The sequence below is a fragment of the Agarivorans sp. 2_MG-2023 genome (assembly GCF_030548085.1).
In the GTDB taxonomy this organism is placed as follows: Bacteria; Pseudomonadota; Gammaproteobacteria; order Enterobacterales; family Celerinatantimonadaceae; genus Agarivorans.
The window spans coordinates 140784-155363 of sequence record NZ_JAUORQ010000007.1; the positions used below are offsets into that span (position 1 = coordinate 140784).

Here is a 14580-nt window from a genome sequence, read left to right on the forward strand (position 1 = left end):
TGTTTATCCTGCTTGTTTATAGCTTGGAGATAACTCGGTTATCAGGCGAATACTTGAGATCATTTGGTCTAGCTGAAAGTGCGGACGTAAATGAATAATCGAGTAGTAATGGCCCGGCTTGCCGGATTGTTCCTTCACTTGAATATTGGCTTCGTTTAAGGGGTAGCGCGCTCTAATTTCATCAGAGGCTTCATCGGATGCGGTGGTGTAACTGCGCAACCAAGATTGTAAGTCGCGTTCTATCGAATCGGCATTTTCAAAAGAGCCCACCCGATCACGCCCCATCACTTTTAAATAATGAGCAAAGCGTGAAACACACATAACGTACTGCAGCATTGACGATAAACGCGCATTTACCGTCACCGACAAGCTGTCGTAATGTTTCGGTAAATTTACTGAAGCATTGCTATACAACACCAAATGTTCGGTATGCGGCACGGTAGAAACAGGAATAAAACCACTGTCAGATAACTGTTTTTCTAAACGGTCGCCGACTTGTAAATTTACTGAGGGTTTGGCTGAGCGAATATGCCGAGACAACTTAAAACGCGAGCTAGGCAAATCAAACAGCAAACCATGTTTGTATTGGCCTGGTTGTAAGCCACGTATTTGGCTAAACCAACCGGATTCTTTAAACGCGCGCAATGCGACAGTGGCAACGCCATAGGCTGCATTGCCCCACAAGTAATCGCCTTCGGCATCGTTTACTTGCTCTACAAACATGAAGCCTTCTTGGCGGCGACCATCTTGCTGATAAGGTTCGCGCATTAAAATATTGGGTGCGGTAATACCCAAAAAGCGTGAGTCTTCTTGGCTGCGTAATTTACGCCAGTTAAGGTATTCGGCTTGAGAAAACTGCGCACTGATATCGCTGACCGACGCCAACTCGCTAAAGAAATCCACCCCAAACATTGAGGGTGCAGCCCCCGTGACAAAAGGTGCAAAAGCTGCCGCAGCGGCATGACTAATTGCGCGGAGCGCTTCAATGTCATTGGTGGGCATACCCGGCTTGGCTTTATGGCTGATGGCGTAATCGCCCACGATCATGCCGAAAGGCTCTCCCCCCGGCATATTGAATTCATTGGTATAGATAAGTTTGAACAGTTCACTTTGGTCAAACTCAATCGCGCGAGATACGTCTCTACAGAGCTCACGCCAGTTAATGCTGATCAGCTTAACCTTAGTCACTAAGCTATGATCTTGAGTGCCCGCATTGTCGGTGAGGTACTTAACCCCGCGCCAACTTGCTTCTAATTGCTGAAAGCGATCATGATGAATAATTGCATTAACTTGGTCGTTTAAACGTTCATCAATATCGCGAATGGCGCGCAGCAATATCGGCCTTAAGGTTTCAGCTGTCCAAGCGGTGTTGTATTGCTGATTATCACGTTCTAACCATATGCGTAGCGCTAAGTAGGCGTCTTCTGCCGCTAGAAACTTATCTACCACTTGGCTCTGGGCACACCAATCCACATCAACATGTTGAGTATCAGTCTCAACTTGATGCAGGCTTTGGCTGTCCACAAAACTCAGTGGTGGTAAAGTTTGAGTCATCGTCATAAGAAATTAGCGGGCCTTGCGACCCGCCATCTATTTAGCCACCAATTTCTGGAATTTTTGCAACTAAGCGCAATGAAGTAGTTAGCTCTTCCATTTGTAACCATGGGCGTAACCACGCAACCGCGTTGTACGAACCAGGTGCACCAGGAATTTCTTTCACTTGCACTTTTGCATCAGCCAGTGGGTACTTAGCACGAATCTCTTGGCCACCACCCTCAGAAGCATTAACAAAGGTTAATATCCAACGGTTTAACCAAGTCTCTACGTCTTCAGCTTCCATAAAGCTACCAATCTTGTCGCGCGCCATTACTTTTAGGTAATGAGCAAAACGAGAAGTGGCCATCATGTAAGGTAGGCGAGACGAGATGGCTGCGTTAGCCGTTGCATCTGGGTTGTCATACTTCTTAGGTTTCTGACAAGTTTGCGAACCAAAGAACACTGCGTAGTCAGTATTTTTGTAGTGACAAAGCGGCAAGAAGCCTAGTTTGCTTAGTTCAGCTTCGCGACGATCGGTAATACCAATTTCGGTAGGACACTTAAGATCTGGGTCACCATCATCAGACACAAACAAGTGCGATGGTAAGTTTTCAACTTTACCGCCACCTTCTGCCCCACGAATTGCCGTACAGAAACCGTATTTAGCAAAGGCTTCTGTCATACGTACACCTAGTACGTAAGAAGCATTCATCCAACAGTATTCGTCATGCTCAGTGGTTTTAGACATGCCAGTTTTAGGATCAACTTGGAATTCTTCGTAGTTGAACTCTTCAATTGGCGTGGTTGATTCACCATAAGGTAAACGCGCCAATACACGAGGCATTGCTAAGGTAACAAAACGTGAATCTTCACTTTCACGGAACGAACGCCATTTAGTGTACTCAAGAGATTCAAACACTTTCTCTAAATCACGCGGCTTGGTTAGCTCTGTCCAGTTATCAAAACCAAACAATGCAGGTGAAGACGCAGATAAGAACGGTGCAAAACCAGCAGCAGCTACATTAGACATTAAGCTTAGTGACTCAATATCTTCAGGGTGATTAGTAAATTCGTAATCACCTACCAATGCGCCATAAGGTTCGCCACCTGGCGTACCAAATTCAGACTCATAAACCTTTTTAAAGATTTGGCTCTGGTCAAACTCAACCGCTTTACTTAAGTCTTTGTGCAATTCTTTCTTGCTCATGCTTAGTACGCGAATTTTAAGCGTTTGGCTGGTTTCTGAATTCATGACCAAGTAGTTAAGCCCACGCCAAGAACCTTCCAATTTTTGGAAACTTTCATGGTGCATAACTTCAGCTAGCTGTGTAGAAATCAGTTCATCGATACCGGCAATAGCTTCTCTAAAAGTCACCGTAAGGTTTTTATTCCAGCTTACAGTTCCTTTAAGTGCTTCATCGGCTAGCGTGCGGATCAGCTCTGCTGAACGCGAGCTATCCGTTTGCTTAGTTGCGCCGATAGCTTGCTCCAAGATTGAACCTTGGGCTTCCTCAACACTTGGGTCTAGGGCAGTTTGGCTTTCTACGCTCATTCTGCACCCTCCGCACTAGGCTCTTTATCTAACTCGCCTTTTAGCTTCTGCAGAGAATCAGTATTGTTTAATACTTCTTCCAAGATGTTTTCTAGGTCTTCCGAGCGGTCAACCTTAGTCATCAAGTCGCGTAATTTATTACGGGTATCCATTAACTTACGTAATGGTTCAACTTGGTTTACTACCGCAGCTGGGTCGAAATCTTTCATCGAGCTAAATTCAAGCGACACTGACATTTGTGAGTCATCATCGGCTAGCTTGTTATCAACACGAAACTCAAGCTTTGGATTCATGCGCTTAAGCACATCATCAAAGTTGTCACGGTCGATTTGAATAAAACGACGGTCTTTTAACGGTTTTAGTGCAGCGGTGTTATCGCCTGCAAAATCACCCATTACGCCTACTACAAAAGGCAATTCCTTTTTAACTGCAGCACCTTCAGTTTCTACATCATAAGTGATGTGAACTCTCGGTTTGCGTACCCGAGACAACTTGCCGTGGATACTGTCCATATCAATCTCCTTGTTATTGATTAACACGTAGAGCGCGAAGCACCACGTTAGTCCTGTGATTCCGATGAAATACCAGTTAATCGGAAGTAACCCGTACGAGCATCGTTGTCGGAAATCAACTCTTGCAATAGATCTGGCAAGTTCATTCCACTCCAACGCACCACCTGTTCAATGGCATAAGCCATTGGCGAGTGAGGCTCGGTTTCTTTAAAAAATTCGGCAATTTTGCCTAGTTGCTGAATCGCATCTGCACGATTCCTTAATTGATTACTTGGCCCGGCAACCGCTTCCGCGTCGCTTGGCTGTTCATCAGATTCTTCTAATATTTCTTCTATGGATGCCTGTGCTTCTACAGCCGACAATTTGTCTGCAGCTAAATAACGCACGGCTTCTATACAATCGGTTAAACGCTTTACAATATGTGAGCTAGGTTGGGGTTCGCCAACGGCTTCATCCATAGCGGCTGATAACTTTTTGTAAGCTTCGCTGGCCAGTTCAATGTCTTGCAGCAATTCAACAAAAAACGCACCCGAAGTGGCTTTTACCGTATTGGTAATATCTTCTAAGCGCACCGCACCGGAGTTATGACGTTGAGTTCGCTTCTTCTCTTCTAAGCGCTCCACTTCACTGGCTTGCTCAAATTCCCATAATGAATAGGGCTGTACGTCAATTAAATCGGTCAGCGGCACACAGGCGATAGGCATTAATAAAGTGCCTTCGCCATCGTAGCCATTTAGCCCCACAAGTGGAGCCACTCGGGTCACAACACCGTCTTCATCGGGGCTTGGATATAAATTGTCCCAGTGGTTTTCAATCAATGTTCGAGCTATATCAAAGCCTTGGCGTAGGCCTTTAAAACCTTTACGGCGCACTAAACCTTCAATAAGCCAAGCCGCCAGCTCTAGATCTTTGCAGTTTTCTACTAATACCTCAGGAACTTGATTAACGATTGGATCCCATTCGTTAGCAAAGCTCAGTAGCGGTTCGTTATCCACCAATGCATTACGCTCGGCAGCACGGGCAGTGTTGCGCACATCTTTAAGCGTGAAATAAGTAGACATAGGCGAAGCATCTAAACGCGGATCTTCGCCACAAGGTTGTTCATCTGAAAGCGGCTGAGCCAGTTGTTCAAAATCGATATCGGTCAATTCTAGAAACATGCTGTTAAGTCCTTACCGCTGCGCGACGATTAAAAAATACCGGCACAGTGTCGTCACAGTGTTCGTCTTCGGTATCTGCGTCACTTTGGCTTACTTTTACCAATACACAGGTAACGTTATCACTAGCGCCTTTCACTAACGCTGAATGCATCAGCGCTAAACCAATATCAGAGACACTTTTTGCCTGCATGCACATTGCTAAATCGCTATCGTTCAGCTCTTTAGTCAGTCCGTCGGAACACAACAAAAATTGGTCACCCGGTAGCAACTGCCCAGAGTTTTGGTCAACGGTCAGTTCATCACTCACACCAATGGCGCGGGTAATCACGTTAGACAACGGGTGGTCTTCCGCTTCTGATTCGGCAATTAAGCCTTGCTCTACCATGTCCATTACTTGGCTATGGTCCCGGGTTTTACGCTGTAGATGGTTGTGACGCATGAGGTAAATACGACTATCGCCCACCCATAAGCAGTGATAAAAACCATCGCGTACATGCAGTAATACGGCAGTGCTACCAGCGGTTTTGCCGTCTAAGTTTTGCTGCGAATAATTTATAATTTGTTGGTTGGCTTGTAGAAATGCTTTGCGTAAGCAGTCAATACTTAAGCTCGCCGCAGGGGTTTGCTCTACGCACTGCTTCACCGCATCAATCACCATTTGGCTGGCTACATCACCTGCCGCATGACCGCCCATACCGTCGGCGACGACCCAAACACCTTCTTCTCGCATGTCTAGCACAGCGTCTTCGTTGTAAGGTCTTACCTTGCCCGGATGGGTTTGGGCAAAACTCACAAAAAAGCCATCCATCAAGCTTGAACTAGCTACCATCCCCATTGCTCCCATTGGCCATCTAACATGGCTGAAAATTGACTGACAAGAGGTAAGCTTTCGGTCACCAAACTACATTCTGGAACAAACTCTGAACCGGCAGTCCACCATATGCAGTAACGATCTAAGCGCTTGCGTAATTGCTGATGTAATAGGTGCTCGGGGTTAATAAACTGCTCGCTCTCCAACACTAACTGCTGGCTTTGCTTGGCATGATTAACTAAACGATTAGCGGGTTTGATAGCATCTAACCAATCTACGTCTGCCACGCTTTCTGCCCAGCGAACTACGTCAGTATCATCATCTAATAGCTTCAGTACTTTTTGTTCACTTAGTTCACTCCACTCACGTTGCTGCCAAGCGTTCACTGGCGGCTGGCTTATAGGTTTAGCCATGGTGAAGTAAAAATGCCGGCCCACTTGATCTACGCTTGGCATCAGCGTGCCAGCCATGGCCGACTCGCCACATACGCCTGGCGATAGAGCAAAATGCCAAATCGGGCTGGTGAGGTAACGGTCTAACCATTGTTCACCTAACTGCTCTCGGCTGACTGCAATAACAGCTTGTAGCCACTCGCTCCAGCCAGCGACAAAATCGCTAGGTAAATGACTCTGAATAAAGTCCCCGCGAGCCGGGACCTTACCAAAGTAACCAAATCCGTTTATAGCGTTACTGGGCATGAGAACCTCGCTAAATCTCTAGACCAGAATGGGTGCATCGCAGTAGTTGGAATCAACTCTAATTGCACTTTATTACCTTTAAATTCAATGTCTAAAACGTTGTCTTTACGGCTTTCTGGACGCTGCATAGCTAAACCATCTAGCATTCTGAACAAGCCCCAATGACCTGGGTAAGTTTCAGAAATAGAGTGGCCAGATTTAGGTGGTACAAAGGCTAAGCGGGTACTACGGCTTGAGTCAGTTGGCCAAATAAAGTGCGAGGTTCGCTGCGGGCCATGGCGATACACCAACTCTTGCTCGCCTAACTCAACCCGGAAGTTATTAATGTGGCCATCTAAATAAAGTGGCTTCAAGCCAAACTCAACCCTTGGTGTTTGCGAGCCAGGCTCAAAAAACACGTCGCGAATACGGCGGGCTTGTTGGAATACTTTTAGTGACGCAGGGTCTATGCCTACCGAACGCTCCAGTTTCCAATTACGCTTACTGGTATCAACCGATGATTTTAAGTAGCGCTCAAAGAAGGTATCCATGGTGCCGCCGTAACCAAAGAAGCGACCAAAGTCTTTTAGACGAACCTCTTCACCCGCTTTACTATTAAATGGGTATTTGCCACGAATCGCTGCCCGGTATTCTTTGTAAACACTGTCTTTCCAAATTGCGTTTACATGCACTTGCGCACCGCGTTTAGCCAATGATGAAGTTTGGCTAGATAGCTCACCCATCATATTCGAGAACGGCGCGGGTAAGTCTTTACGAGAACGACGCAGCGCACTAGTCACCGCTGATTGACTGTTGTCATCCATTAAGCTGGTATAAGCGCGTTTGTTATTTGATTCTGACAGTACTTCTAAGTAATCACGTAGCTGCAGCATTGAAACGTGCATGCCTTCTAGGTCAGCTTCATTAATGCTTAACAAGTCTTCAAATTCGGCTTCTACTTCAGAGCCAGGCAACGAAATTTTGGCCTTAGACATATCGTTAGGTAAGAAACGATTTAAACGTGCCTTTTGGCTCTTTAAGGCTACATCTGTAACGTTTCCAGCCACTTCACCAGCCATTTTTGCGTTATCGCTCACTGCGATATCGGTTAAGCGAAGCTCTTTTTGCACCGCCATAATGAAGCTTTGTAAGGGACGCTCTGAACCAGTTAAGTTTTTAGCCAGTTCTGCGCCTTCTTTAGCCGACGAGTATGGGCGCAACTGAACGTCATCTAGCAATTGCTCCCAAACATAAACATAATCTCGGAAGTAGCGTTCACTCACCGCTTTAACGACTTCATCACGAGTCGCTTCATCAATTGACAAGCTGTCACCGTATACCCAACTGTCTTCCATTAGGCGTTTAACGATGCGGTTGTTTTCAATGCGGAATAAGCCGTGGAAGCCACTGTAGGTGTATAAGCCAGGGATACCTTCATGCAGGGGCTCGCCACTGTTACGAATAAAAACTTGGCGACCTTGGCGGCCAAATACGTCACTCAATCTAAAATCGGCTACGTGGCTAGACAAAAACTCAATGCGTAATCGTTGATAAGCCCGCTCGGCCAAAGGCATACGCGTTAATACACTACGCGCTTGGGCAATTGCGTTTTGATTTACCGGAATAATGTTCACGCCATCAGCAAACAAGTTGCGGGTATGAGCCATTAAATCTTGGCGAAGCCCAGTGTTAATTTCACCAGGCAAGTGACGCTCGTAGTAGATTTCAAACCAGCTATAGATTTGCTCAATTTCACGATGTTCGGCATCGTAAATCATCAAATAAGTTTTAAGCGATTCGTATAAATACTCGAGGTATTCTTCATTTTCGGCCAACTCGGTGGTTAAGGCATCGGTTAAGTAAGAAGCAAAGAAACCTTGCAAGGCACGTTGATAAGCCATTTGCGCAGGCTGACCAATTTTTTCACCTTGGTATAAACCCATGCGGTGAACGTCTTGATCAATCAGTTTTTCACTAAAACCTGCCGGTAAATCGCGTAAAGCATTAAGAGCTTGTACCAAGGTAATCACGTCGGTATCAGTACTTAGGCCGGGTTTTACAATGTCTTTATATTGGCTAACAGCCGTTTCACTGTGATCAACTAATTGTTTGTTCCAGCTATAACTGTTGTACCAAAGCACGCTACAAGTCAGCAGGGTAAAAGCACAACCTCCCGCCACAATGCGACGGGTCCACATTGAATGTTTCTGGTGATGGCGATTAACCGAACCAACAAACTTCTCGGGGAAAATTACGTCTTCAAGCAGGCGTTTAATAAAGTAACCTTTGGTCTCACCGCCTTGTTGCTTCAGAGGCACTTGGCCTAAGCCCAAACCGTTAGACGTTTCAGCCATCACTCGGTCAATCGGCTTACCTTCTTGAGTCGCACTGGCAATGTATAAACCACGCAGCATTGGCGCTTCTTCAAAGGCATTGGGTGAGAAAATCTCTTTTAAGAAATCATCGATGCTTGATTGCAATAAATGCATTTGCTTAGGAAATTCGTACATCAAGGTACGTTTATCAATGTCGCGCTCTTGCTGCAGCCGAACATTTAAGCGAGTTTGAATACGCTTAAGTAAACCGTGGAACTCACGGTTGAACAAACCAACTACACCGGTATCTTGGTTTTCAGCAATAAGTGGGAACGTAATACCCCAAATTTGCTCTCGCTCATTGGCGTTTAAGTCTGCAAAAAACTCGCTAAAACCAGCAATTAAGTCAGCCTTAGTTAGTACCACGTAAACCGGGAACTGCATGCCTAACTGATTTTTAAGCTCTTGAATACGCTGTTTAATAGCGCGCGCATGCAAGTTACGCTCGGTGCGAGTTTGTTGTAACAGGCTCGCCAAACTCACCGTAACAATGGCACCGTTAATCGGCCGCTTAGTACGATATTTTTTCAATAGCCCTAAAAAGCCCAACCAAGCACGGGAGTCTTTAGCACTGTTACTGTCTTGCGTGGTGTAGCGCCCGGCGGTATCAATCAATACTGCTTTATTGGTGAACCACCAATCACAATGGCGAGTACCACCTACCCCAGCTAAAGGATCGTCACCTAGCTTGTCTTTAAGCGGAAACTCTAAGCCTGAATTTTGTAGCGCGGTGGTTTTACCGGTACCAGGAGGGCCAATCATGATGTACCAAGGCAATTGATAAACGCCTTGGCCTTTGGCTAAACTCGAATTTTTTAATACATCTAAAGCCGTTACCACTCGCTCACGCAAAGTTTCTACTTCACGGCGGCTTTCTTCATCGTCACCATGCTCATCTTCACCATCCAGTAAAGACTGAACCGCTTGTTGGTTTTGCTTAGTGCTTTGTATGTGCTGCCAAAACTGATAAATAATACAGATTAAGGCCAAGGTAATGATAGTGAACCAACGCGCAGCCGCACTACCTAAAGGCTCTGAACCAGCAATCGCGATTAACGGGCCACCAAACCAGATGAGAAAGGCTACGGCAAGAAACCCTAGTAAGGTAATTGCCCATTTAGACTTCAACATTTGAATTAAGCGTTGAAAAAACAAACTGTTAAACATTTTTCAATCCTTTAGCCTTGCTTAGTAAAGCAAATCAATCTCTACACGACGGTTCAAAGCACGTTCCGACTCAGTGTTATTGCTAGCACGTGGATCAGAATCTCCTCGGCCTTCTGGCCATAACCTGCCTTGTAACAAGGTACCTATCGACATGGTGTTGGCGACTGAAGTCGCGCGCGCCAATGACAAGTGCCAGTTAGAGGGATAGCGGCTAGTAAAAATAGGTTGGTTGTCGGTGTGGCCGGTTATAAGTACTCGCCCGGTCGTGGACTCTAAGGCTCGAGACAGCTTTTGCAGTACTGGCACAATTGACGATTTAACTTCGGCGCTGCCTGCACTAAATAACTCGCTAGAATTAATAGTGATTCGAACACGATCACTCAATGGAGCAATTTCGAGTAATTGGCGATCGACCTCTGTTTGCAGGCGTTGCTGCAGCATAAGAATTTGTTGATCGTCTACCGCAACGGTTGTTGTTGACGTGCTTTCCCAGCGAGCTAAGGTATTAATTTGGTTAAACACCTGATTTGAATAGCTATTAATGAAATAGCTGCAGCTCATATAAATCGATAACAACACCACACCAAAAATTGCCGCTATCACCCACAGTGGTAAACCACCGTTGGCTTCATTACCAATACTCACACTCGCTTGGCTTTGTGGAGACAAATCAATATCGGCTTCGCCATGGATAGACTGCAAACGGTCAAATGCTTGCTGGCGGTACTCTTCTAGCTTCTCTTGGCCGCGTTCTTCTAAACGCATTTTACCAACAAAACCTAGCGACAAACTGAGATACTGCAGCTCTAACAATTGGGTTTTAGCGTGCGGAGAAATCAGGTTTTCATCTAACAAGGTGAAGAAATGCTCGCCACCTGAGGTTTGCGAATGAAACGTAGATAATAAGCTGTCACTCGCCCATACAGATTGGCCACCCCAATTGGTATTGAGTACGGTTTCATCAATGAAACAGCACACACAATAACGGGCTGCATCGATAATCTCGGGGCTTATTTGTTGATGCCTAAGGTTAGCTTCGTAATCACGAATCTTGTCGATACACACTTGGCGTAATGACGCGATATCGCCATGTTTAGAAGTACAGCGAATCTGGCCTACCATTGACAATAGCGCGCTGGCCTCGTCAATCAGAGGGTTATCACCAAACTTTGGTAGTTGTACACCACGCTCTTTGTTTTTAGAGGGGGTGATAACCACGGTACACTCTGCTTCAGCAGCATTTGCGGCAATTTTACCAAGGTCGCTCACTGGCTTATTACCACCGCGGCTTCCTGGTCGAGGCTTCATCACTGTAGCTTCAGACATCTATATTCATCCTTGGAACGTTGATTACTGGCTAATCGCCCAAATTTGCATTTCAAGCTCGGGGTAGTTCCCCGAAAGGTGGATGGCGACACCACCACTGGCGCTAAGGCGCGACCAGTAATCGTTGCTTTTATCCAATTTGAAATAGTGAAAACCAGCGTGGTATGGGATTTGGCGTGGCGCTACGGGCAAACCAATCGCAGAAATGCCCGGGAGCTGGTTATTAACCAAGTCTCGAATGTGCTCAACAGGGCCAATTTTTACCTGTGATGGGAAGCGTTTACGCAACTCGTCTGGGCTAATGTTGGCGTTAACCGCAAGTACAAACTCTGCACGCTCTAGCAAGCCTTTATCTTGTACCTGCGCAATACGGATCCCGTAGTTGGTTTCATCTAAGGCTATTTGTACCGCTGTTTGTTCTAGTACCATGCTCATGAATTGGTTCAATACCACCATCACGTCACCGAATACGCGGGTTAACTCATCATGTTGGTAACCAGGTAATTGCGGGGCACGCTTTTCTTTACTAGAGAACGTCGCCAACTCACCAGCAAGACCTGCTAGCTCTTGATATAAGCGCTCCGGATGCAAACCGTTGGTCGCCAATATATGTGCAAGCACCGCGTCGTAACGGTTGAGCAATTGCAGCATTAAAAAATCTGCGATGGAACTGGCACTGCCTTGGCCAGCGCCAATACGAGCAGCCAAGGCTTCGGCGCGTTGGCGCAACATACCGTGAACTTCTGTTAACTGTTGTTTTAGTACCGGATTAGCCTGAGCGTTTAATGACGCGGGAATAAACTTTTCGTCTAGGCTAGCTTGACCTTCTTCCGACACTTCGATGATTTTGGCTATCGCTAAGGTGTCGTAACCCGATAAGTTGTCACTTTCCAGCTTCAGTTCAAAACCCGCTTGGGCTAATTGCAATACTTCAACTGCGTCATTGCCAATGTTGGTATCAACCACCTCGTGATCAACAAAGCGATAGCGAGTAACACTGCGACCTTGGGCTGATACATTCAAACCGTTCGACTTTTCGGTAGGTAGAGCAATAAACACCAATTGGTCTCTAACGCTGCTATCTAAAGAAAGAGGCTCTGGAATAGGGTCTCGAGTAGGGCTAATAATTGCCGCGCCGTCTTGTAAACAAGCCTTAAGAGTAGATAAACCAAACTTGCCATTACTTAATAGAGCACGGTCAAAATTGAGTTCGCTCACACCCCAGTAATAACTCGATTGCTGTAATAGATTTTGCTGCAACTGAAAATTCAAACTGCGTTCTTGCTGCTGAAAGTGTTGCGGACGCAAAAACATCCCCTCGCTCCAGGCGACACGACAAAAGTCACTCATGTTTTAATCCCGTGATACTGCTTTATGGATTGCCAACAAATACGGCGAGTTCACCCACATGAACATCGAAGGTTTTGTAGTTGGTAGGGTCAATAGTTACTACTTCACGCCAGCTGGCGGTGTCGATATCTCGATAAGCAACTAATACACCGGCATAACGAACGCCCGGAGACAACGACAATTTATATTCAAACTGGCTACCTGGTTCAAATTCGAACTCGGTGCGATTGATTAGATCAGGACCAAGCACTTGCGATGCATCGTCGTACAAAGCAAAGAAATCTTGGCTATCGAATAAGGTGCGAGACGATAATTCAAAGACTTTCACTACGACCGGTGAAGCACGCCCAGTAATGTCTGGATTAACCCCTTCGTCGACATGAAACTGTAGTTTTGAATATGGTTCTACTACGTAATTGGCTACGGTACAGCCAAACATTGAAACACTTAGTAATACACTAAGTACTAACTTCCCTATGTTGCTCATCGTTATCCCTTTTGCTCTATGCTTTTTAAGCTTGATTCATAAGCCTTGGCAAAGTCTTCCATGTAGAAAGCGTTGCTGTTTCGGCTAAACTCATTTTCCAAATCACTGTAAATTGAACAGTAACGGTTCCAACTCTTATGCTTTTCAATTGCCGAATACACCTTGGCAATTCCTTTAGCGTGTTGATCTTTGGATTCTATCGATTTAGGGTCGAGCAGTTGCATCACTCCAGCAACCGCACCTTCAATCCCCGATAACAGGGCGTATTCATGGCGCTCTAAATCGATAAACGCTTCTTTAACCGCTCGCTCTGGAGGCAGAAAACCAGCAGTTTTGCGTTGTAATAAGTTATGAATGGCATCTTCGGCATTAGTAGAAAACTTAAGCGGGTTGTTTTCATTCCTTCTGAAAGTCGTTTGATTGATTCGACTGTTTTCTTTAAAGGCAGCACGGTTATGCAGGGTATTCATGATGCCATCCAAAGAGTCGCGAGTAATCACGCCTAGTTGGTGCCACCAGCGTACCGGATTATCTTGAGAAACAAGCTCAGCAGATATTCCCATGCCTTCTAAAAAAGCAGTGAGATGGGCGTGTTCATCAGCAACTGTTGCCGTTGGTTTAGCCTGATTTTGCTGAGTTGGCGCACTAACTGCTGGCGCCACGTGATTTGAATGCTGAGCAGTATTTTGCGAGGTTGCGAAGGTAAGCCCTTCATCAACTCGAGGGGCAACTGGCTCTTGAGCAACAGGAACATGAGGTACTGCTGGGGACGGTGCAGGAGCACTCACTACCGCTGCTGTAGGCGCTGGTTGTTCTGCAGGCTGACTGTTTTGGGGCGCCGGTTGAGACACCGTAGCAGGACTAGAGAATAGGGCATTCCAATCTTCTGGAATGCTAGATTGCTCGTCATCGGTTAAGGTTTTTGGCAGTGCAAACGCATCATCTAGATTGGCATTTAACCTAGAATCTAAGCTGGTTGCCGCAACTGCTACCGGCTCTGGTTCAGCCAATACACCAAAGTCTTCTGCCACCGGTTGAACGGGTGCAGAGCTAACCGTTGCGGGAGCCGCAACACTAGCAGGCTGGGCCTGCGCGGAGATAGCCACTTCAATCTCGTAGTCACCAATAGCTAACACATCGCCATCGTTTAACTGATAAGGCGTATCTTTAGCTAATGGCTCAACCGAGCGGTTTACAAATACGCCATTGGTAGACGTATCGTAAAGCCAAAACTGACCATTATTCGATTCAATTCTAGCATGACGACTTGAGATAACACGCTCGGGGTCTAGCAGACACCATGAGCATTGGCTAGCTCGGCCAATAGTAATTACAGACTCCCCTGAATCAGTAGAAAGAAATTTCTTTTCTTCCACGCCAGAGGTAAACCTGTGATAACTCATCACAGACAAACACAAATTCATTTTCTTCCCGTCCCTTAGAAGTACTTTTTTACCTCAGGCTGAACCCATCACCCTAAAGATACTAATGATTTATATATCACCAGAAAAAGAAGCGGTATTATTACACTTAATAAATAAACCAATCAATATCAAAATAAATAATTTTAATAATAAAATTATTTTTCCCTACCTTTGATTTCTGACAATATTATTGTTAGCATCCG

General features: G+C 45.7%; 11 protein-coding genes. All 11 read right to left on the bottom strand.

The window, feature by feature from the left end; translation table 11 throughout:
* Positions 1–3 precede the first annotated feature (3 nt).
* From tssC (Q4549_RS12335) to tagH, 11 genes are read right to left on the bottom strand one after another with little or no spacing between them, the layout of a single operon-like run.
* Positions 4–1560: a type VI secretion system contractile sheath large subunit gene (gene tssC, locus Q4549_RS12335; RefSeq protein WP_303552163.1), complete on the bottom strand. Its 1557-nt coding sequence runs from the start codon at positions 1558–1560 to the stop codon at positions 4–6.
* Positions 1561–1594: 34 nt separating this feature from the next.
* On the bottom strand, positions 1595–3088 hold the full coding sequence (gene tssC, locus Q4549_RS12340) for a type VI secretion system contractile sheath large subunit (RefSeq protein WP_137672482.1): 1494 nt from the start codon (positions 3086–3088) through the stop codon (positions 1595–1597).
* Positions 3085–3600 carry a type VI secretion system contractile sheath small subunit gene (gene tssB / locus Q4549_RS12345; RefSeq protein WP_303552166.1) on the bottom strand — a complete coding sequence of 172 codons (516 nt, stop codon included), beginning with the start codon at positions 3598–3600 and terminating at the stop codon, positions 3085–3087. The genes tssC (Q4549_RS12340) and tssB overlap by 4 nt, the downstream gene beginning before the upstream one ends.
* A gap of 47 nt (positions 3601–3647) precedes the next feature.
* Positions 3648–4760: a type VI secretion system protein TssA gene (gene tssA / locus Q4549_RS12350; RefSeq protein ID WP_303552169.1), complete on the bottom strand. Its 1113-nt coding sequence runs from the start codon at positions 4758–4760 to the stop codon at positions 3648–3650.
* 4 nt (positions 4761–4764) lie between these two features.
* Positions 4765–5589, bottom strand: coding sequence for a PP2C family serine/threonine-protein phosphatase (locus Q4549_RS12355; protein WP_303514674.1), 825 nt, complete (start codon positions 5587–5589; stop codon positions 4765–4767).
* Entirely contained in the window at positions 5583–6269 is a 687-nt protein-coding gene (gene tagF / locus Q4549_RS12360; protein WP_303552173.1) for a type VI secretion system-associated protein TagF, read from the bottom strand. Before tagF ends, Q4549_RS12355 begins: the two co-directional genes overlap by 7 nt.
* Positions 6251–9790: a type VI secretion system membrane subunit TssM gene (tssM, locus tag Q4549_RS12365; RefSeq protein ID WP_303514678.1), complete on the bottom strand. Its 3540-nt coding sequence runs from the start codon at positions 9788–9790 to the stop codon at positions 6251–6253. The genes tagF and tssM overlap by 19 nt, the downstream gene beginning before the upstream one ends.
* Before the next feature lie 21 nt (positions 9791–9811).
* Positions 9812–11116 carry a type VI secretion system protein TssL, long form gene (gene tssL, locus Q4549_RS12370; RefSeq protein ID WP_303552176.1) on the bottom strand — a complete coding sequence of 435 codons (1305 nt, stop codon included), beginning with the start codon at positions 11114–11116 and terminating at the stop codon, positions 9812–9814.
* Between the two features lie 24 nt (positions 11117–11140).
* Entirely contained in the window at positions 11141–12466 is a 1326-nt protein-coding gene (tssK, locus tag Q4549_RS12375; protein WP_303552178.1) for a type VI secretion system baseplate subunit TssK, read from the bottom strand.
* Positions 12467–12488: 22 nt separating this feature from the next.
* Positions 12489–12953: a type VI secretion system lipoprotein TssJ gene (gene tssJ / locus Q4549_RS12380; RefSeq protein ID WP_137672489.1), complete on the bottom strand. Its 465-nt coding sequence runs from the start codon at positions 12951–12953 to the stop codon at positions 12489–12491.
* A 2-nt stretch (positions 12954–12955) separates the two neighbouring features.
* The gene (gene tagH, locus Q4549_RS12385; protein ID WP_303552181.1) at positions 12956–14377 is read right to left on the bottom strand and encodes a type VI secretion system-associated FHA domain protein TagH; all 1422 of its coding nucleotides are present in this window, start codon (positions 14375–14377) and stop codon (positions 12956–12958) included.
* Positions 14378–14580: the final 203 nt, after the last annotated feature.